The organism is Rheinheimera sp. UJ51 (assembly GCF_020819615.1).
Classification (GTDB): Bacteria; Pseudomonadota; Gammaproteobacteria; order Enterobacterales; family Alteromonadaceae; genus Alishewanella; species Alishewanella maricola.
In genome coordinates this window covers 143935-162668 of record NZ_JAJHOG010000006.1, presented here as the reverse complement: position 1 = coordinate 162668, position 18734 = coordinate 143935, and the positions used below count along the sequence as shown (strand labels likewise).

The 18734-nt window shown below is 46.7% G+C and carries 17 protein-coding genes; 12 read left to right on the top strand and 5 right to left on the bottom strand.

Annotated features, from left to right (window positions below; all coding sequences use genetic code 11):
* Positions 1 to 78: 78 nt before the first annotated feature.
* Positions 79 to 552, bottom strand: a complete 474-nt coding sequence (locus LMJ53_RS10010) for an energy transducer TonB (RefSeq protein ID WP_229585925.1) — start codon at positions 550 to 552, stop codon at positions 79 to 81.
* Between the two features lie 469 nt (positions 553 to 1021).
* Here LMJ53_RS10010 and LMJ53_RS10005 point away from each other — a divergent pair, with 469 nt between their 5' ends.
* The 3 genes from LMJ53_RS10005 (at position 1022) to LMJ53_RS09995 (ending at position 5036) form a co-directional block, all read left to right on the top strand.
* Positions 1022 to 1996 carry a GGDEF domain-containing protein gene (locus LMJ53_RS10005; RefSeq protein WP_229585924.1) on the top strand — a complete coding sequence of 325 codons (975 nt, stop codon included), beginning with the start codon at positions 1022 to 1024 and terminating at the stop codon, positions 1994 to 1996.
* Positions 1997 to 2393: 397 nt separating this feature from the next.
* The gene (locus LMJ53_RS10000) at positions 2394 to 3497 is read left to right on the top strand and encodes an SMP-30/gluconolactonase/LRE family protein (protein WP_229585923.1); all 1104 of its coding nucleotides are present in this window, start codon (positions 2394 to 2396) and stop codon (positions 3495 to 3497) included.
* 225 nt (positions 3498 to 3722) lie between these two features.
* On the top strand, positions 3723 to 5036 hold the full coding sequence (locus LMJ53_RS09995) for a M20/M25/M40 family metallo-hydrolase (RefSeq protein ID WP_229585922.1): 1314 nt from the start codon (positions 3723 to 3725) through the stop codon (positions 5034 to 5036).
* A gap of 90 nt (positions 5037 to 5126) precedes the next feature.
* On the opposite strand, the gene LMJ53_RS09990 is transcribed toward LMJ53_RS09995, so the two are convergent.
* Complete coding sequence (locus tag LMJ53_RS09990) at positions 5127 to 5441, bottom strand: hypothetical protein (protein WP_229585921.1); 315 nt, start codon at positions 5439 to 5441, stop codon at positions 5127 to 5129.
* Between the two features lie 219 nt (positions 5442 to 5660).
* A complete protein-coding gene (locus LMJ53_RS09985) occupies positions 5661 to 5912 on the bottom strand; it encodes a hypothetical protein (RefSeq protein ID WP_229585920.1) in 252 nt (83 codons plus the stop codon).
* A gap of 629 nt (positions 5913 to 6541) precedes the next feature.
* Here LMJ53_RS09985 and cysP point away from each other — a divergent pair.
* The 9 genes from cysP (at position 6542) to mnhG (ending at position 15390) form a co-directional block, all read left to right on the top strand.
* Positions 6542 to 7543: a thiosulfate ABC transporter substrate-binding protein CysP gene (cysP, locus tag LMJ53_RS09980; RefSeq protein WP_229585919.1), complete on the top strand. Its 1002-nt coding sequence runs from the start codon at positions 6542 to 6544 to the stop codon at positions 7541 to 7543.
* Entirely contained in the window at positions 7543 to 8379 is an 837-nt protein-coding gene (cysT, locus tag LMJ53_RS09975) for a sulfate/thiosulfate ABC transporter permease CysT (protein WP_229585918.1), read from the top strand. The genes cysP and cysT overlap by 1 nt, the downstream gene beginning before the upstream one ends.
* On the top strand, positions 8376 to 9191 hold the full coding sequence (gene cysW / locus LMJ53_RS09970; RefSeq protein WP_229585917.1) for a sulfate/thiosulfate ABC transporter permease CysW: 816 nt from the start codon (positions 8376 to 8378) through the stop codon (positions 9189 to 9191). The genes cysT and cysW overlap by 4 nt, the downstream gene beginning before the upstream one ends.
* Before the next feature lie 219 nt (positions 9192 to 9410).
* On the top strand, positions 9411 to 12305 hold the full coding sequence (locus tag LMJ53_RS09965) for a monovalent cation/H+ antiporter subunit A (RefSeq protein WP_229585916.1): 2895 nt from the start codon (positions 9411 to 9413) through the stop codon (positions 12303 to 12305).
* Entirely contained in the window at positions 12305 to 12655 is a 351-nt protein-coding gene (locus LMJ53_RS09960) for a Na+/H+ antiporter subunit C (RefSeq protein WP_229585915.1), read from the top strand. Before LMJ53_RS09965 ends, LMJ53_RS09960 begins: the two co-directional genes overlap by 1 nt.
* On the top strand, positions 12652 to 14247 hold the full coding sequence (locus tag LMJ53_RS09955) for a monovalent cation/H+ antiporter subunit D (RefSeq protein ID WP_229585914.1): 1596 nt from the start codon (positions 12652 to 12654) through the stop codon (positions 14245 to 14247). The genes LMJ53_RS09960 and LMJ53_RS09955 overlap by 4 nt, the downstream gene beginning before the upstream one ends.
* Positions 14244 to 14744, top strand: coding sequence for a Na+/H+ antiporter subunit E (locus LMJ53_RS09950; protein WP_229585913.1), 501 nt, complete (start codon positions 14244 to 14246; stop codon positions 14742 to 14744). The genes LMJ53_RS09955 and LMJ53_RS09950 overlap by 4 nt, the downstream gene beginning before the upstream one ends.
* Positions 14741 to 15019 (top strand): K+/H+ antiporter subunit F, encoded by a 279-nt coding sequence (locus tag LMJ53_RS09945; protein ID WP_229585912.1) that lies wholly within the window; start codon positions 14741 to 14743, stop codon positions 15017 to 15019. Before LMJ53_RS09950 ends, LMJ53_RS09945 begins: the two co-directional genes overlap by 4 nt.
* Positions 15016 to 15390, top strand: a complete 375-nt coding sequence (gene mnhG / locus LMJ53_RS09940; RefSeq protein ID WP_229585911.1) for a monovalent cation/H(+) antiporter subunit G — start codon at positions 15016 to 15018, stop codon at positions 15388 to 15390. Before LMJ53_RS09945 ends, mnhG begins: the two co-directional genes overlap by 4 nt.
* 23 nt (positions 15391 to 15413) lie before the next feature.
* On the opposite strand, the gene LMJ53_RS09935 is transcribed toward mnhG, so the two are convergent.
* Positions 15414 to 16478 (bottom strand): sulfate/molybdate ABC transporter ATP-binding protein, encoded by a 1065-nt coding sequence (locus tag LMJ53_RS09935; protein ID WP_229585910.1) that lies wholly within the window; start codon positions 16476 to 16478, stop codon positions 15414 to 15416.
* Positions 16479 to 16671: 193 nt separating this feature from the next.
* A complete protein-coding gene (locus LMJ53_RS09930; RefSeq protein ID WP_229585909.1) occupies positions 16672 to 18666 on the bottom strand; it encodes a bifunctional metallophosphatase/5'-nucleotidase in 1995 nt (664 codons plus the stop codon).
* Between the last annotated feature and the right edge of the window lie 68 nt (positions 18667 to 18734).

Genomic DNA, 18734 nt, shown 5'->3' with positions numbered 1-18734 from the left:
TATGCGCTATTTTGAAATCCCCAATATGATGCGCTGACGATGACCCTACTGGGCATTGCTGACACGACTGTTTTAAAGCTAATCAACTGTATGCACATAATTGCATTGCTGCTCAGCCTTAGTCAGGTTTTTAGAACCACTGACCGTAAAATCAAATTGGATTGAAGTTAACACCGGTTGTTTAGCACTGTTTTTAGCACTGGCGACCCATTGCCAATGCGATAACGCTTCTATTGCGTTTGCATCAAAAATGCCCTTAGGAAAAGATGTGATAATCGATACCGCTGTAGCTTTGCCGTCTTTATCAATACCCACAAGCATATCGACACAACCTGATAGCTGGTTAAACGCAGCATCAAGCGGATAACGTGGTTCTTGTTTTTTTTCGGCTATCCAATATTCATCTAATAAATCTTTTTTATCTTCAGCCGTCAGATTGAGATAATTCAGCCCAGCCAGTGAGGCGGCGTGATCAGTACCTTGTACCGAATCATTGGCTTTACAACCGATTAAAAGCACACCTAACACGCTTAAACACACGACTTTTTTCATCACTAATTCCCTCTAGTTTTTGATTTATGACGCCAAACTTCGGCTTAAATTGTTTCACTGATATGCTTTATGCTAAATGCTTAACGCCGCTGGCGTATTACCGACACAGAACTGTGCAAGCTGAAGGCAGCTTGCTGTGTGCATAAACACAAACTTGCCGCCCGAGCTATCGCGGGGCTTGAGCACCCTCTGAACTGCCGTAAAAATTTATTAACAACATATTACAGTTAAGGATGGCAAATGCAACAATACAATCCGTTAACAACTCGGTAGGTTTCAAAATCATGCTTGTCAGTTGAACACTAAACTGATCGCAATAACCAACTAGCGCAGGTTTTTGCTTCGATAAACTGAAAAAGTATTGATAACCGCACTGCACGTATTGAAGGAAGATAAAATAATAATAACGTTTTCTTCATGTTAATATGCAAAGTGATAAATATACTCATTTCATTTAAACGAGACGGTTATGATTAATCAGTTACAGCAAAAATATCAACTGTCGTTGCTGTTGTTACTTGGTGTGGTTGCTGTGCTGGGCGTTTTACCTTTCGCCGTAATACGTTACCTAGAAGGTAACATGATAGCAGCGGTCATCGATATCACGCTGGTTTTGGGCATTATCGTGTTAGTTGCTTATGCCTATTTCAGCTTGCATATTCGTATGGTCAGCATCATCATTGCCATCTTTATTAATGCCGGGGTTGTTGCCATTGGCAGCGCTAATGGTATAGACAGTTTTTTATGGATCTACCCGGTTTTCGCCAGTACTTTTATTTTAGTTAAGCCGATAGAAGCCTTTAGTATTAATATGCTCGCCGGTATTGCGCTGGCGCTGCTCTCCGACATTTTTGTGATTGTGTCACTCGACTCGTACATTATTTCCATTTTAATGTTGTCTCTAAGCTCCTTTGTTTATGCCAGCCATAGCGCTAAACAATTTAGCTTATTGGAAACCCTCAATACAGTCGATGCACTTACCGGCGCCTTTAATCGCCGAGCCATGAGCGTGGATATAACAGCCGCCCTAGCAACCGCAGAACGTAACGGTGGCAAACCCTTGTTAGCCATTCTCGATTTGGACTACTTTAAAGCTATCAATGATCGATTTGGCCATGCGGTCGGCGATCAGGTACTCAAAGATTTTGTGGCTTTTACCACGTCGCAAATAAGGCAATATGATCGGCTGTATCGGTTCGGTGGTGAAGAATTTGTGTTATTGATCCCGCAAATCAATGAGCAGCATCACACCTTTATTCAACATCTGAGAACGGCGATTAAAGGCGCGTTAAAAACACCTGATGGCCAAGAAATCACCGTGTCATTTGGCGTAGCACCATGGCTGCCAGGTACCACGGAAGATAGCTGGTTAAAACGTGCCGATGAGGCGCTGTATTTAGCTAAAGCTAACGGGCGTGACCGTGCAGTGTTTAGTGACGAGTAAGAACGGTGCACAGCCTATACTAGCCAGAAAACCACTCGCCTTTAACGCGCTTTGCGGCATAAAAAATAGTTCGCACTCAATCAACACCTATAGCTGGACCATTCTCGTGCTAGGTTTTACAGTTGCACAGCAAGAATTGATGGTTTATTGTACAAATCTGTAGGGTGATTTAAGCGGCTTAAAAGCGTTTACCGCCCCGTTACTCGCAGTATCACCATCAGCAGCAAACACACCTATCGTGTTAGTGCTCTCCTCTCTTTCTGACTGTCACTAACGTATTCCTTAGATTAAATGCTCACAAGACTGTTTACGTGAAGAAGAGCGTGCATCACTTTTCGCTCTTACTGTTTTCAGCCGCCTATTGATAACACCGCATAAACGGAATAAGGAAATAAGCATGAAACGTAATCTAATGGCATTTGGCTACTTTAGCCTGCTACTCAGCAGCACACTGTTACTGCTAACACCCAACCCGATACACGCGTCAGAGACAACATGCGAGGCCAATGGTCAGTATCAATTTATTTGTGGCCTCGCCAGCCCAGAAGACTTATTGCGGTTACCAGATAGCGATTGGGTTATCGCCAGCGGCTTTGCTGGCAAAGACGCCCTGTATCTGATCAACGCACAAAGCAAAGCTTGGCGCAGTTTCTACCCAGGCACAACACCCGTAGCCAAGCAAAATATGGCCATGTACGCAAAATGCCCCGGCTCGCCAAATCCCAATGCCTTTACCGGCCATGGACTGAATGTACGCAAAATCAGCAAAAACTTATCCATGTTATATGTGGTAGGTCATGGCGAACGAGAAGCTATTGAAGTATTTGAAATTGATACACGGCAGCAGGAGCCTCTGATTACCTGGGTAGGCTGCATACTCACGCCAGATGGAGTTGCCGCAAACAGTGTAACATCGCTAGCGGATGGCGCTTTATTGGCCACCCTGCCACTACGAGATGGCGTAGATATTAATGATTTGTTTACTCTAGAATCAACTGGATCAGTGTTTCGTTGGTCACCTGGCGATACGCAGTTTACTGCCGTTAAAGGTACTGAAATGCGTTATCCAAATGGCATTGAAGTGTCTGCTGATGGCAAAGAGTTTTATGTTGCCTCTTCCGGCGATCTGAAAGTGATGGCCTTTAGCAATACGCAACCGGCTAGATTACTCAGAAGCAGCGAAATATTGCCGATCGTGCCAGATAACTTACGCTGGGGCCAAGATGGCAAACTGCTCACCGCCGGCCTGAAACTTCGTGATACAGACTGCGGCAATATTAAGCCTAATGCGGTGTTTGAATTTATGCAGTTTGCCAGCTGTCCACGTGGCTTTATGGCCATTGCCACCGAGCCCACAACCATGAGCACGACAATTATGGCGCAGTCAGCAGCGCAACCCCAGTTTAGTAATGTGACTATGGCGCTCGAAGTCAATAATGAGCTTTGGTTCGGCACTTTTGGCGGCGATCGCATTGGTGTGCTCAAATCGAGTAACGAATAAACATCAGCGTACAACGCTTTACCGCTGTAGCAGTAAAATGCACTAACCTTATCTGTTTCACACACATTCACTAATGGCATGTGTGTGAAACATCTCATATAACCCTAAACCGTCAAACCGGCTGATGATTACGCTTAAACCCCTTTAATTTATGAGGTTTTTGTATTGAATATCGAGACGTTTTACTGCATATTCAGCTCACTCTTGCTGATTAATTAGGCTGCCATGTCATTCTTAAAATTTAGCCATGTACTCATTATTGCGCTTGCCACGACATTTCCTTTAACCTGCTATGCGAAGCTTGATAAAAACGAGCAACAAATCGTTAAACAGGTTGCACAGCATCTGCCTCAGGCATTACAAGAGATAGCACAAGCCGTCAATATTAATAGTGGTTCGCTGAATCTTGCGGGTGTTAAAAAGGTTGGCGAGTTAGCCACTACACAATTAACCGCTATTGGTTTTACAGTAGAATGGCTGGATGGCAGTGCTTTTAACCGCGCGGGCCATGTGCTGGCAACACGCAAAAGCAACAATCCCAATGCCATAAAAATACTGATGATTGGCCATCTTGATACCGTATTCGCCGAAAACGATAACTTTAACACCTACACACAACTTAGTCCGACATTGGCATCCGGCCCGGGTGTTGCCGACATGAAGGGTGGCAATACGATTATTATTACTGCCCTTAAAAGCCTGCACGAACTCAATTTGCTTAACAATGTCAGCATTAAGGTGTTACTCACCGGCGATGAGGAAAGCAGCGGCCAGCCATTGAATTTATCGAAGCAAGCCATCGTCGATGCGGCAATCTGGGCAGATGTAGCCCTGGGCTATGAGAATGCGGATAACAATATTGAAACCGCTATGGTCGCGCGGCGAGGCTATATCGACTGGACTCTTACCGTGGAAGCACAAGCTGCTCACTCGTCACAAATATTTAGTGACACCGTGGGTTTTGGCGCTATTTATGAAGCCTCTCGCATTTTAAATAGCTTTAGAGAACAACTCGCTGCGCAGCCTAATTTAACCTTTAACCCAGGACTGATAGTTGGCGGCACTCAAGCCGATTTCGACAATGCCCATTCAACCGCAACGGCGTTCGGAAAAAGTAATGTTATCGCCCAAAAAGTCTATGTTGCCGGTGATCTTCGGGCGCTTTCCCCCACACAAGAAGAAGATGCCAAAAAAACAATGCAACGTATTGTTAGTCATAACTTAAATGGCAGCAAAGCGACGCTTGAATTTGCAGACGGCTACCCCGCCATGGCAATGACTGAAGGCAATCAAAAGTTATTGGCCATGTACAGCAAAGCCAGTGAAGATTTAGGCTACAACACAGTGTTGGCTGCCAACCCACGCAATGCCGGTGCGGCCGATATCTCATTTGCTGCAAACCATGTAGCCATGGCACTTGATGGGCTAGGTTTAATGGGCGCAGGTGCTCACACTCAAAATGAAACGGCCGATCTGACAAGTTTAAGCAAAAACATCGAAAAATCAGCCTTGCTTATTTATCGATTAGGGCAGTTATAACCATTCTTAAACAGCCAAAAATAACACTGCGGCTCACGGTGCAGATAAACCGCGTCACGAACGGCTAGCGTTGACAACAATAGCGTCTGCTTAAGTTTCAGGGTCATGTGAAGAACGTGGCTCTGCCAAAAGTTCTTTATGATGCTTTACCGCTAAATAGGTAACAATTTGAGCATAAATAAGACCACCGGTGGCGCCACCTAGTACAGTACCAAGCATTTTTAATTCATACATTTCCCCTATATCAGCGCCCAAAGATCCACTAAGACCACAGAAAATCAGCCCAAGCCACCCGAGCCAACTTTGCAAACATCTTGAGGAAGCTTTTTGCCATAACCGTTTTTTTTCACTTGCTGATAAATGGGAAAGCTCAGGAATATGATTAAATGACCAGTATATTTTCATGCTGATGCCCCAGAAATCATAACTTGCGACTAAGTACTAACTGTTGAACTCGCAGGTTAATGTTACCCGTTAAACCCAATAGATCGACACACTTGTTGGTTTTTAGTTAATAAAGTAAATAATATAGCTCAATACTATTTTTTTACCATCTCATTAATAAAACAACAACACAGGGCATCTGAACAACCCTCCCCTTAACAACCGTATGCCATTTTCTAGTTAGTTTTTTTCAGATCCCTGAGATGTGACAAAAATACTGATAAGTTTAGTCAAGTTAGTGAGCATTTTTCTGAAAAAATGCAGGCAAATAGCGATCAAAGCAAATACATAAATAGAAAACGTATCAAATGAGAAAATGTTAGCTTGGCTCAAATCAATGCCTGAATTAATCATTAGTGCAAAAGTTATCATTACCGATAATCCTGCTATGAAAAATTCTATCAGTAAGGACTTTAATTTAATTGATTTCATTCCAGCATTCCTTTTGAATTTAACATGATAGAGAAAACCATAATGCAGCCAATACGCGCGGACCTGTCGTTAAGATAACGACATAAGACAAAACATGTTTCATAACAACGTTTTTGATCAATCATGTTCTGCTCAAATGATTAAAACTGAGCTTTGCTTAAAAGCATTCATCATTAACAGTGCCATGCTTACTGAACAAACACCTTCATCCTGTCAGGATGGGCTTTGCCAAAATTGTTAATTTATTAACTTTAAATCATTACTTTTTATTTGCAAATGGCGCAATAGTTTAAAGGCCATTGTTTTATGTACCTGGTAAAAAGAATCGGTTAAACCGTCTGAAGAAAATGTTCTACTCTCTGTACCTAATGTATTAAGCCGGCCTTTATGATTACGCAGTTAATTTAGTAAAAAAGTGCTTAATATTAATTGATTAGCAACATCACCAAGCAGATAGGCTATGATCATTTAAACAATTACAGCTCTGAAAAGTGTTCAGACAAAAGCTGTACCACCAACAGCATATAGCTTCTAACTATGCTATATAACAAAATGGCATTACCAACTCTCTTGTAGTAACCAATACGCATATTAAACTAACACCCCTGATCATGAAGGAGTGAATGACAATGCGTAACCTATTATTGGCTGTGGTGCTTAGCAGCAGTGTATTAAGTCCGGCGTTAGTGGCTAAAGAGTTGCTCAATAGCAGCTATGATATCGCCCGCGAACTCTTTGCTGAAATTAACCCGTTGTTTGTGGCGCACTGGCAAGCTGAGAGCGGTGAAACATTAACCATTAATCAATCGCATGGCGGCTCTTCACGCCAAGCGCAAGCCATTATTCAAGGGCTGCGGGCGGATGTTGTCACCTTTAACCAAAGTACCGACATCGATATTTTGTACCAGCGCGGTAAGTTACTGCCGCAGAATTGGCGTGATCGGCTGGCCAATAACAGCTCACCTTACTACTCCACCATGGCTTTTTTGGTACGTAAGGGAAACCCAAAGCATATTCAAGATTGGGCCGACCTCACTAAAGACGATGTCGCCTTAGTCTTTCCTAACCCAAAAACCTCTGGCAATGCCCGTTACACTTATTTAGGGGCCTACGGTGCAGCCAAGTTGCGGCTTGCTGATGATCAAGCCGCGCGAAATTGGATGGTCGATTTTTTACGCCGCGTAGTCGTGTTCGATACCGGTGGTCGCGGCGCCACAACCTCTTTTGTTGAGCGGCAATTAGGCGATGTGCTGATTACGTTTGAATCGGAAGTGAACAACATCATCAAGCAATACCCCGAGTTACAACTGGAACGCGTGGTACCGAAAACCAATATTTTAGCGGAGTTCCCGGTAGCCTGGATCGACAAAAATGTTGAGCGTAATGGCACCACTGCACAAGCAAAAGCGTATTTAAACTTTTTATATTCTGAGCCAGCCCAGCAGGTGTTAGCGAGTTACTTCTATCGCGTACATCACCCAAAAGTGCAAGCTAGCAGCCAAGCACAATTTCCAGCAACGGAATTGTTCACCGTTGAACAGCAATTTGGTAGCTGGGAGCAAGTGAATAAGCAGCACTTTGGCAGTAACGCAGAACTGGATAAAATTTTAGCTGAAGGACGCCGTAACTAATGGCTGATTACCAAACCAAAAGAGTGTTACCAGGTTTTTCCATTAGCTTAGGCAGCAGTCTATTTTTTATCGGTTTGGTTATTTTATTGCCATTAACCGGCTTGGTGATGGAAGTAGCGCAACTTAGCCTAGCCGAATATTGGGCCATTATTAGCGATCCCCGCGTGGTGGCAACATACCAAGTCACACTATCGGCCGCCTTAGTGGCCAGCATACTGAATTTGTTTTTTGGCTTGTTGATGGCTTGGATCTTAACGCGCTATCGCTTTCCTGGGCGGCTGTTACTTGATGGCTTAATGGACTTACCCTTCGCCTTACCCACGGCGGTAGCCGGCTTAACCTTGGCGGCATTGTTTGCTACCCAAGGTTGGTATGGCCAATATTTTGCGCTATGGGATATCAAGGTGTCTTATACCTGGTTGGGTATTGTCATCGCCATGCTGTTTACCAGCGTGCCTTTTGTGGTACGCACCGTTCAGCCCGTTTTAGAAGAGTTTGGCCCGGAATACGAAGAAGCCTCGGCGACGCTGGGGGCAAGCCCATTACAAACGTTTACTCGGGTGATCTTACCGGAAATTAAACCCGCCTTATTAACCGGCACCGCCTTGTCGTTTACCCGCAGCTTAGGAGAATTTGGCGCGGTTATTTTTATTGCAGGTAATTTACCCTGGCAGACAGAAGTGACGTCTTTGATGATCTTTGTACGCTTACAAGAGTTTGATTATGCTGCTGCCGCGGCGATTGCGAGTGTGGTGTTACTGAGTTCATTACTATTGTTATTTATTATTAATGGTATTCAGCAGCGCTATCAACACATTACTGGAGCATTAAAATGACGGCTCAGGTAAAACAGCCCTTAAAATGGTGGCTAATTGGTACCGGCATGACCTTAAGTGTGCTGCTGCTGTTGGTGCCACTGATCTTTATCTTTATCGCCGCCTTTGCTGCTGGCGTTGACGGTGTTTGGCAGAATTTGCAAGATGCGGATATGTTGCATGCCATCGGTTTAACCTTATTAGTGGCAGGTTTAACCGTGCCCATTAATGTGCTGTTTGGTACCTTAATTGCGTGGTGTGTCACCCGTTTTACGTTTCCTGGCCGCCGCTTATTGCTAACGCTGATAGATATTCCTTTTGCGGTGTCACCCGTGGTCGCCGGTTTATTGTATTTATTGCTTTATGGCAGCAACGGTCCTTTTGCCCAGTGGCTAGACGCCGCCGATATGCAGCTGATGTTTGCATGGCCAGGCTTAGTGATGGTCACCGTGTTTGTGTCTTGCCCTTTTGTGGTGAAAGAACTCGTGCCCTTAATGTCTACTCTGGGCACCGAACAAGAAGAAGCCGCGGTGTTGCTAGGCGCCAGTGGTTGGCAAGTGTTTTGGCATATTACCTTTCCGAATATTCGTTGGGCACTGTTATATGGCGTAATCCTCACTAACGCGCGTGCGGTCGGTGAGTTTGGTGCGGTCTCCGTCGTTTCAGGTACGATACGCGGCCAAACCAATACCTTACCCTTGCATATCGAGTTATTGCAGCAAGATTACAATACGACGGGAGCCTTTATTGCCGCCGCTTTATTAACCTTGATGGCGATTGCCACGCTCATCGTCAAAGCCGTTTTACAATGGCGCCTGCAACGGCTTGAATAAGCGTTTTAGTTAAAATGGCAAAGCTAAACACGAAATTGGCGCTAATACCCTCAGATTGAGGCTTTTTATCGGTATTTTTAAACATTGCTAAGCTGAAAAGGCAGCCAGTAATGCTAAGATGGCAACACCTTAGTGGCAAAGACAGGTCAATGCCTTTGCGGGCGTAAATACCTACTCTCTATACTCTTTATTTAACAGCAGATATTTGCAAGGAGCGAAATGCTACTGTTACTGATTTTACTGCCCTTTATCGGCGCGCTTATCGCGGCCTTTATGCCTGCACATGCGCGAAACCGCGAAGCCTGGTTTGCCGCACTGATTGCACTGAGTGGTTTGCTGCTGACCTTTTCTCAATATCCGGTTATTGCCGAAGGGCTGAGTTTACGCCAAGAAATCCCTTGGTTCACGGCTATCGATTTAAACTTGGTGTTTCGGCTTGATGGTTTAGCCTGGCTGTTTACGGCGTTGATCCAAGGGATCTGTTTACTCGTGGTGGTTTACGCTCGCTACTATATGTCACCTAAAGATCCGGTACCGCGGTTTTTCGCTTTTCTGTTGGCCTTTATGGGCGCGATGCAAGGTATCGTGTTATCTGGCAACTTAATACAGCTGGTGATGTTTTGGGAGTTAACCAGTCTTACCTCCTTTTTATTAATTGGTTATTGGCATCATCGACCCGACGCTCGCCGTGGTGCTCGAATGGCTTTTACCGTTACCGCCTTTGGTGGCTTGTGTTTATTTATTGGCGTGTTATTACTTGGCCATGTCGCGGGCAGCTACGACTTGGATCAGGTGCGCCAAGCCAGCACGGTCATTCAGGCACATCCTTGGTACTTGGCTATAGTGCTGTTAGTGGCAATAGGAGCCTTAAGTAAAAGCGCACAATTTCCATTTCACTTTTGGTTACCGCATGCCATGGCCGCCCCCACGCCGGTTTCGGCCTTTTTACATTCGGCTACCATGGTTAAAGCAGGCATCTTTTTATTGATGTTACTGTGGCCGGTGCTCGCGGGCACACCAGAATGGACATGGATCATCGGCACTGCTGGGGTCTGTACCATGTTGGTCGGTGCTTTTTTGGCGATTTTTCAACATGATTTAAAAGGCCTACTGGCCTACTCGACTATTAGTCATCTTGGCCTGATTGTTTGCTTACTGGGCATCGGCACGCCTTTAGCCATGGTGGCAGCTATCTTCCACACGTTAAATCATGCCATCTTTAAAGCCTCGTTATTTATGGCCGTGGGTATCATTGACCATGAAAGCGGCAGTCGTGATATGCGCGCGCTCAGTGGCTTACGCCACGTGTTACCCTACACTGCCACGTTAGCCATCGTGGCCAGCGCAGCGATGGCGGGTGTGCCGTTGTTAAATGGCTTTTTATCCAAAGAAATGTTCTTTGCCGAGGCGTTGTTAGTCGGCTCAAGCTCAAATTGGTGGATGTCGGCCGCGGCGGTGTTAATGGGGATTTTTGGTGTGGCTTATTCGCTACGCTTTATTCAGGTGTTTTTTGGCCCAGTGCAAACGGTTAAAGCCAACCCGCATGAACCGCCACGCTGGATGCGCTTTCCGGTCGAGTTTTTAGTGCTGTGCTGTTTTGTGGTGGGGATCTTACCTGAATTAAGTATCGGGCCGGTGTTACACGGCGCCGCACAATCAGTGTTGGGTCAAGCCCTACCCGCATACTCGTTAGCCATTTGGCATGGCGTTAACCTGCCGCTGGTAATGAGTGTATTGGCCTTTGTTGGCGGTATCAGTTTTTATTTTTGGCTCAGCCGTTACTGCCAATTGCATCAGCGTGATCGGGTGCCGTTATTGCATCGCTTAAATGGTAAAGCGGCCTATGAAACGACGATGCTGATCCTCGCTGCCAGCGCCGCACGCTTAGAGCGGCAGCTCAGTACCCGCCGCTTACAACCGCAATTAATATGGATGATTTTAGCGGGGTTAGCGGCATCGATATGGCTGTTATCAGCTTGGCCAACACTCAGTGTCAGTTGGCCAAACGACACGCTCAGTTTGGCTTTTGCATTGTTATGGTTAGTGGGCTGTAGCTGTGCCATTGCGGCGGCCTGGCAGGCAAAATTTCACCGTTTAGCCGCCCTTATTTTAGTGGGGGGTACGGGTATCGCCACCAGTGTCACGTTTTTGTGGTTATCGGCACCCGATTTAGCCTTAACACAACTAATGGTGGAAACCGTCACCACGGTATTATTACTGCTCGGTTTACGCTGGCTGCCGGCACGTATTGCGGCGAAAAAACTGAATTTACAGGCATCGGCACGCGATCGGTTACGCCGCATTCGCGATTTAATCATTGCCATCAGTGCTGGTACTGCTTTAGCTGTTATCAGTTATATTATTTTGCACCAGCCAGATAACGCCACCTTAAGTCGTTTTTACTTAGAAAAAGCCATACCTGAGGGCGGCGGCAGCAACGTTGTCAATTTACTGTTAGTGGATTATCGAAGTTTAGATACGCTGGGCGAGATTGCGGTATTAAGCATCGTGGCATTAACGGTCTATGCCCTACTGCGACGTTTTCGCCCTGCTATTGAGAGCATTAAGATCCCACCGCAACAACGCAATCCTCTGGACCCGGCTTATTCACAACTGCCCAGTGAACAAGCCATCAGCGGTTATTTACAGATCCCAGGCGTCTATTTACGCTTGCTGTTACCTATTATTTTGCTGGTGGTCGCCTACTTCTTTTTACGTGGCCACAACCTACCCGGCGGCGGCTTTATTGCCGGGCTGATTTTCTCGGTAGGGTTAATTATTCAATATATGCTGTCTGGCACGGCCTGGGTTGAAGCCCGCTTCAAACTACAACCGCACCGCTGGCTCAGTTTTGGCTTAGTGCTAGCGGCACTAACCGGGGCTATGGCTTGGTATTTTGACCATCCGTTTTTAACCACGCATACCTTGCACCTCGATTTACCCCTGCTGGGCAAGCTGCATTTACCCAGTGCGATGTTTTTTGATCTGGGCATCTTTGCAGTAGTGGTTGGCACCACCATGCTGATCTTAATCGCTATCGCCCACCAAGCTGTGCGCAGCCATCGTATCCCGGGTATTAAAACAGAGACAGACACCGCAGAGGAGCGCCGTTAATGGAACTGATTTTAGCAACTAGCATCGGCATTTTGTTCGCTTCAGGTATTTGGTTGATCCTACGGCCACGCAGCTTTCAGGTGATTATTGGCCTGTTACTGTTGTCTTATGCGGTGAATTTATTTCTGTTTATTACCGGCAAAATTCAGGTCAATCGTCCCGCTTTTGCCAGCGAAGCCGTCAGTTTTATCGAAGGGCTGTATGCCGATCCGTTGCCGCAAGCCTTGGTACTCACTGCCATTGTGATTGGCTTTGCGACCTCGGCGTTATATCTGGTGGTGTTATTAGGCTCTCGTGGTTTAACCGGTACCGATCACGTCGATGGTAAAGAGCAGGAGCATGACGAATGAGTTTGCTTTTAGCCGAGATCATCGTATTACCGATCTTGTTGCCGTTATTTACCGGCGCCTTGCTACTGCTAATAAACGAACGCCATCACAAACTTAAGTTTTTTATTAATCAAACCAGTACCCTACTGCTATTTTTTCTGGCCGTCCTGCTGCTGGGTATCACCGATAGCGCCCCCGCCGAACAAGGCTTGCTGGTGGTATTGTCGGCTAACTGGGCTGCGCCTTTCGGTATTGTGCTGGTCGGTGATCGTTTGGCTACGCTATTTTTATTAGTTGGGGCATTACTGGCCAATGCCGCGTTAATATTTTCTTATAGTCGCTGGGCGCGTTTAGGTGTGCATTTTCATACTTTGTTCCAGTTTTTATTAATGGGTATTAATGGCGCCTTACTCACCGGCGATCTATTTAATTTATTTGTGTTTTTTGAAGTGATGCTCGCCGCATCTTATGGGCTGTTATTACACGGTTACAACATCACGAGGATCCGCGCCGGTATGCAATATATCGTGGTGAATCTGTTGGCGGCGGTGTTTTTCTTACTGGGTATTGCTTTAGTCTATTCTGCAACTGGCACATTAAACTTTGCCGATTTAGCGACGAAAATGCCAACATTAGCGGACGAACCACGGCAATTACTGCACGCGGGTGCTGCCATGCTGGCGGTGGCTTTTTTAACAAAAAGTGCCATTTGGCCTCTTGGGTTTTGGTTGCCGACGACCTACTCGGCCGCATCCCCGCCAGTGGCCGCCATGTTGGTCTTTTTAACCAAACTGGGTATTTATATTCTGCTGCGGCTGTATTACCTTTTATTTGGTGGCAATAGCGGTGCCTCAGCCGGTTTTGCTGCTGATTTCCTACTTTATGCCGGCTTAATGACCTTGGCTTTTGGCGCGCTGGGTTTACTCGCGTCACAGGAGTCCAGTCGCATAGCCAGTTACAGTGCGGTGATATCTTCAGGCTTATTGTTAACCTTATTAGGCTTAGCCGAGCCGAGTATGCTCAGTGCCATGCTGTTTTATTTGATCAGCTCTACTTTAGCGGTAACCGCTTTTGTGTTGTTAACTGAATTGATTGAACGGATCTACACGCCGGCCGATAGCGTGTTTGCATTGAGTATGGAGTTTTTTGCCCCAGAGGAAGAAAAGCAGGAGTCAGCTGGCGTGGCGATCCCGGCGGCAATGGCCTTTTTAGGTATGAGTTTTGTAGCCTGCGCGCTTATTATTGCAGGCTTACCGCCACTATCGGGCTTTATCGCCAAGTTTAATATCTTGCATCATCTGTTGCAGCTACCCTTTAGCTTAAGCCATTGGCTGTTGCTTATTTTGCTCATGCTGGCAGGGTTAACCGCTATTATTGCCTTTATGCGCTTTGGCGTGCGCAGCTTTTGGACAGCACAAGCCACCACCAGCCCGCGCTTAAAATTAAATGAAGCAGGCCCCGTGCTACTGCTGTTAGTGCTTTGTATTAGCTTAGCTTTTTTTGCTGAGCCGCTACATAACTTACTGGAGCGTATTACTGCTGACTTACAACATCCACAACGTTATATCGAGCAGGTCTTAAGCACTTTACCGACACGCAAGGAGGCACCATGAATAAACTGCTGCCTAGCCCATTGTTATCGGTTAGCTTAATCGTGATATGGCTATTACTTAATCAATCATTGGCCCTTTCTCAACTGCTTTTAGGCGGCCTGCTCGCATGGGTTATCCCTATGTATTGTGCGCCGTTAGCCATTAAAGGCTCGCGTATTCGCAAGCCTTGGGTACTATTTCGTTTACTGGCATGGTCGGCTACTGAAATTGTCCGTTCTTGTATTAATGTCAGCCGCATCATTTTATTTCGGCGCCAACATCAACTGAATTCGCAATTTATTCGTGTGCCATTGCATTTAAGGGATGTCACCGGGCTTGCCGTTTTATCGTGTATTATTAATTCAACCCCTGGCACCGTTTGGGTAGAAATTCTGCCAGATACACATGAGTTATCTTTACATGTATTTGATTTACATGATGAAGCCTGGTGGATAGACACCATTAAACAGCGCTATGAACAACCTTTGATCGAGATTTTTGAAGGGGCAAGCCAATGAGCCTGTTACTGACAGTGGCATTATATTTTAGCCAATTTTGTTTACTGCTTGCCATGCTCTGCTGTGGTATTCGCTTGATCCGTGGCCCCGCTGCTCAGGATCGGGTGTTAGCCTTAGACACTTTATGGATGGTAGCCATGCTATTTATTCTGGTGCTCGGTATCAGTTTTGGCAGCGTGTTGTATTTCGAAATCGCATTGTTAATTGCTCTAATTGGCTTTGTTTCTACCTTGGCCTTAGCGAAGTTTTTATTACGTGGAGAGGTGATCGAATGATTGAATTAGCCGAGTCGATCCTAGCGTGGATCGCAGTACCGGTGGCCTTGCTGTTAATTGCCGGTAGCCTGATCACCTTAATTGGTACCTTAGGCTTAGTGCGTCTACCGCATTTTTATCAGCGCATCCATGGCCCGGCGATCAGCATTACTTTTGGTACCACCTGTTTTGTGCTGGCGTCGATGCTGTATTTTAGCGGTTTAGGGCTGCGACCTGTGCTGCATGAACTGTTAATCAGCGCTTTTGTACTGCTCACGGCCCCAGTCAGTGCCATGTTGTTAATGCGCGCAGCGGTTTATCGAGATTTACGGAACACTCACAAACAAGCACAGCACGACAACGCAAAGTCTAGCCAACCTCCATCAGCCTAGCAGGCCATGGTGTTGGTAAGGTATTAAATACCTTCGCCTAAAAACACTTTACTATACCGAGGTTGGATCCAGGCTGGCGCTCCGGTCACTAAATTCAGCGTATTAAATTGCGCTTTGGGCAGTTCAATATGCACCAGCTGTGCCAGCTCCGTCGCTTGTACTTCTAAGCGCACTGTCGGCCCTACCACCGTAATTAAATCAATGGTTACCGGTATCGCATCAGTTTGCGGATGATTAAAGACATCAATTTCATGCGGCCTGACATACGCTAAACCGGCCTGCTCAGCAGCACTGCTATGCTCTGGCGCGGGCATCGCGGCTTTGCCAATATGGGTTTGACCTTGATTAACCCTAGCATGGAACAAATTGACATTACCCAAAAACTCATACACAAACGGATTGGCCGGATGATCATACACTTGCTCAGGCGTACCGTGCTGCTCAATTTGGCCTTGGTTCATCACTACGATACGATCCGCAACCTCTAGTGCTTCTTCCTGATCGTGCGTAACAAACACACTGGTTACATGGATCTCGTCATGTAAACGGCGCAGCCAACGGCGTAACTCAGCGCGCACCTTGGCATCGAGCGCACCAAAAGGTTCGTCTAATAACAACATTTTGGGTTCTACCGCGAGTGCTCGCGCTAAGGCAATGCGTTGGCGTTGCCCACCGGATAATTGCGCTGGATAGCGGTCGGCAGTCCAGCCTAGTTGCACTAACTCGAGCAGGTTATGCACTTTTTTTGCAATGTCCGCTTTGCTTGGCCGCAGTTTTTTCGGTTTCACCGTTAAACCATAAGCCACGTTTTCAAACACCGTCATATGCTTAAACAAGGCGTAATGCTGAAACACAAACCCAACACCGCGCTCAGACACATGTTGCTGACTAATATCTTGCTGATTAAAGCGAATAAGGCCGCTATCGGCCTGCTCTAAGCCCGCAATAATTCGTAATAAGGTGGTTTTACCCGAGCCAGACGGGCCTAGTAGCGCCGTGAGCTCACCGGTATTCAGTTGCAGATTAATCTGGTTTAACGCCTGAAATTGCCCAAAACGTTTACTGATCTGTTCAATATGGATACTCATTGCAGCCTCTTCGCGGCCAGCTCTGCAGCTGGACAACCCCCTAGCAGGCGCAGTAGGTTAAGCTACGCCTAAAAGCGTATCTTACGGCGAAAACTCAATAACAATAAAGTTCGATTTTCTTCTTCGCTATTCCAAGTTGGAATAAGAGCGCTCAGTTCAGGCCATCGCTCTGCGCAACCATCAAGCGAAGCGCCTATGGCGCGCGCTGAAGCGTTACCGTTGCAGGCCTTGTCTGTTGCCATAGCGCCGGATAAGCTTGCAGATAACGAATAAACGCCTCGGCCGGTACTTTACAATCCGCGTTACTTTGCTGACAAGGTAAGCCAGCCGCTTGTGCGTATTCCGGTACATAAGCTGTTTTACCACTGGCATCTTGCTCGGCGCGCACCCGTGTTACCGCAAACGCTTTTGGCTGACCGTTCAGCAAAATAATATCTCGCCGATCGCTGCCGTTTTGTTGTACTTGTTGCAGCTTATGCCAGCCATCATTGCCATTGGCTAAATAATCCGTCGTGGCAAGACGATACTGCCGCTCGGGCAGCAGTGCTTGCCATTGCCCTTGTTGTAATACCGCAACATCTGTAAACACTAAACGGCCATCCGCTTGCTCTGTTGCGGTATATCGTAAATGACTGCTGTACGGAAACTTCCCAGCATGCGCACCGGCCGGTAAGGTAGCGCTGATGGTTTGCTGCAATAATGCCAGCACATCGGCTCCGCTTACGGTTAAAACACTGAGCGCAGAAGCAAAGGGCAATACTTCTAAACGAATATGCCCTTCGAACACGGCACCGGCGGTTAAATCACTGCGAATATTGCCCGCCCCCAGCAAAGTAAAATCAACCGGTTGCTCCAATTCCGCGCGCGCACGGCTATTTAACCAATATTGGATGCCATCGGTGATATGCGCCGCTAAAAGCGAGCCGTGTTGGTCACTGCCACCCGTACCCGGTAAACGCACATGGGAAAGGGTTTGCTCCAGTGCACTGATTTGCTGCCCATAGGCCTGTTGCACGGCAGGTAAATAAACCTCATCCAGCACTTGGCGTAAGTTAGCATCTTCTTCAGTAATGGCCGTGCGCGCTAACGTGGCAATAAAACCTAATTGCTTGGCCAGTGGCTCGCCCTGTAGCTGGCTATCGGCTTGGCGCAAAGCCGAGTGATATAACTGTTTACTGGCCAGTAAGGTGTTTTGCCCATCGCAGCGATTGATTTGGCCTTGCCGATCAAAGCTCACCGTTAAAGCACCGACGGCTTGCGCAAACTGTCCGGCTTGCACAACGCAGGTGATGGCCTTGCCATCGGCATTGCGAATTTGCTCGGCGTACGGCGCTTGCTGGCCTAGCGACCACTGCCGAAAATCGCCAAGTAAGGTATGCGAATGCCCGCCAACAATCACATCAATACCATTTACCTTAGCGGCCAAGGTGCGATCACGCTGATGCCCTAAATGGGTTAACGCCACGATATGTTTGACACCCTGTTGCTGTAAATAATCTACCGTTTGTTGGGCAGACGCGACTTCATCGGCAAAGACTAAGGCGCCGGTATCAGGCACCATGGCGCGCATATCCTCAAGCGCCAAGCCAAACACCGCTAGCACCGGTTCATAAGGGTTAATCGGTAAAGAGGTCGGTTGCCATTGCTGATCTACTAAACGAAATAATTGAAACGGCTTTAAATTCTCGACCTTCGCTAAACGCGGCTCGGCGCGGCTATCGACATTAGCGGCTAACACCGGGAAATTAACTTGGTTGGCAAATTGCGCTAATTTCTCAAGGCCGATATCAAATTCATGGTTTCCCAGCGCCATCGCATCCAGCTGCATGCGATTAAGAATGTCGATATTAATTTCATGCTCAAACAATTCAAAATATGCACTGCCTTTAAAGGCATCACCACCATGTAAAAATAAACTACTCAACCCCTCATTGGCAGCTTGCTGGCGTAAGGTGCGCGCATGGCTGAGTACCCGTGGATGACCACCAATAAAGGTATAAAGCGGCTGCTCTGCCGCCCCAAATAACTTAGCGGGTGAGGCATCAAATTGTGAGTGGGTATCATTAATATGAATAATTTGCAGCTGCAAGCCCGTTGTTACCGTTGCAGGTGTGAACCGTTCGGTTTGATGAGTACAACTGCCTAACAGCAGCGTTAAAGCCAGTAGTATGCCCGTTTGCTTTTGCATCAGTGGTTTCCGTATTTTTACACCTGAGTTAGCCGCTTACCTTGGCGATGGCCACTGCGGTTAATCTG

Bases quoted from the DNA above. Each gene is read 5' to 3' on its own strand.
- LMJ53_RS10010 (WP_229585925.1), bottom strand. From the start codon at position 552: ATGAAAAAAGTCGTGTGTTTAAGCGTGTTAGGTGTGCTTTTAATCGGT.
- LMJ53_RS09950 (WP_229585913.1), top strand. From the start codon at position 14,244: ATGAATAAACTGCTGCCTAGCCCATTGTTATCGGTTAGCTTAATCGTG.
- LMJ53_RS10005 (WP_229585924.1), top strand. From the start codon at position 1,022: ATGATTAATCAGTTACAGCAAAAATATCAACTGTCGTTGCTGTTGTTA.
- LMJ53_RS09930 (WP_229585909.1), bottom strand. From the start codon at position 18,666: ATGCAAAAGCAAACGGGCATACTACTGGCTTTAACGCTGCTGTTAGGC.
- LMJ53_RS09935 (WP_229585910.1), bottom strand. From the start codon at position 16,478: ATGAGTATCCATATTGAACAGATCAGTAAACGTTTTGGGCAATTTCAG.
- LMJ53_RS09960 (WP_229585915.1), top strand. From the start codon at position 12,305: ATGGAACTGATTTTAGCAACTAGCATCGGCATTTTGTTCGCTTCAGGT.
- mnhG (WP_229585911.1), top strand. From the start codon at position 15,016: ATGATTGAATTAGCCGAGTCGATCCTAGCGTGGATCGCAGTACCGGTG.
- LMJ53_RS09965 (WP_229585916.1), top strand. From the start codon at position 9,411: ATGCTACTGTTACTGATTTTACTGCCCTTTATCGGCGCGCTTATCGCG.
- LMJ53_RS10000 (WP_229585923.1), top strand. From the start codon at position 2,394: ATGAAACGTAATCTAATGGCATTTGGCTACTTTAGCCTGCTACTCAGC.
- LMJ53_RS09945 (WP_229585912.1), top strand. From the start codon at position 14,741: ATGAGCCTGTTACTGACAGTGGCATTATATTTTAGCCAATTTTGTTTA.
- cysT (WP_229585918.1), top strand. From the start codon at position 7,543: ATGGCTGATTACCAAACCAAAAGAGTGTTACCAGGTTTTTCCATTAGC.
- cysP (WP_229585919.1), top strand. From the start codon at position 6,542: ATGCGTAACCTATTATTGGCTGTGGTGCTTAGCAGCAGTGTATTAAGT.
- LMJ53_RS09985 (WP_229585920.1), bottom strand. From the start codon at position 5,912: ATGAAATCAATTAAATTAAAGTCCTTACTGATAGAATTTTTCATAGCA.
- cysW (WP_229585917.1), top strand. From the start codon at position 8,376: ATGACGGCTCAGGTAAAACAGCCCTTAAAATGGTGGCTAATTGGTACC.
- LMJ53_RS09995 (WP_229585922.1), top strand. From the start codon at position 3,723: ATGTCATTCTTAAAATTTAGCCATGTACTCATTATTGCGCTTGCCACG.
- LMJ53_RS09990 (WP_229585921.1), bottom strand. From the start codon at position 5,441: ATGAAAATATACTGGTCATTTAATCATATTCCTGAGCTTTCCCATTTA.
- LMJ53_RS09955 (WP_229585914.1), top strand. From the start codon at position 12,652: ATGAGTTTGCTTTTAGCCGAGATCATCGTATTACCGATCTTGTTGCCG.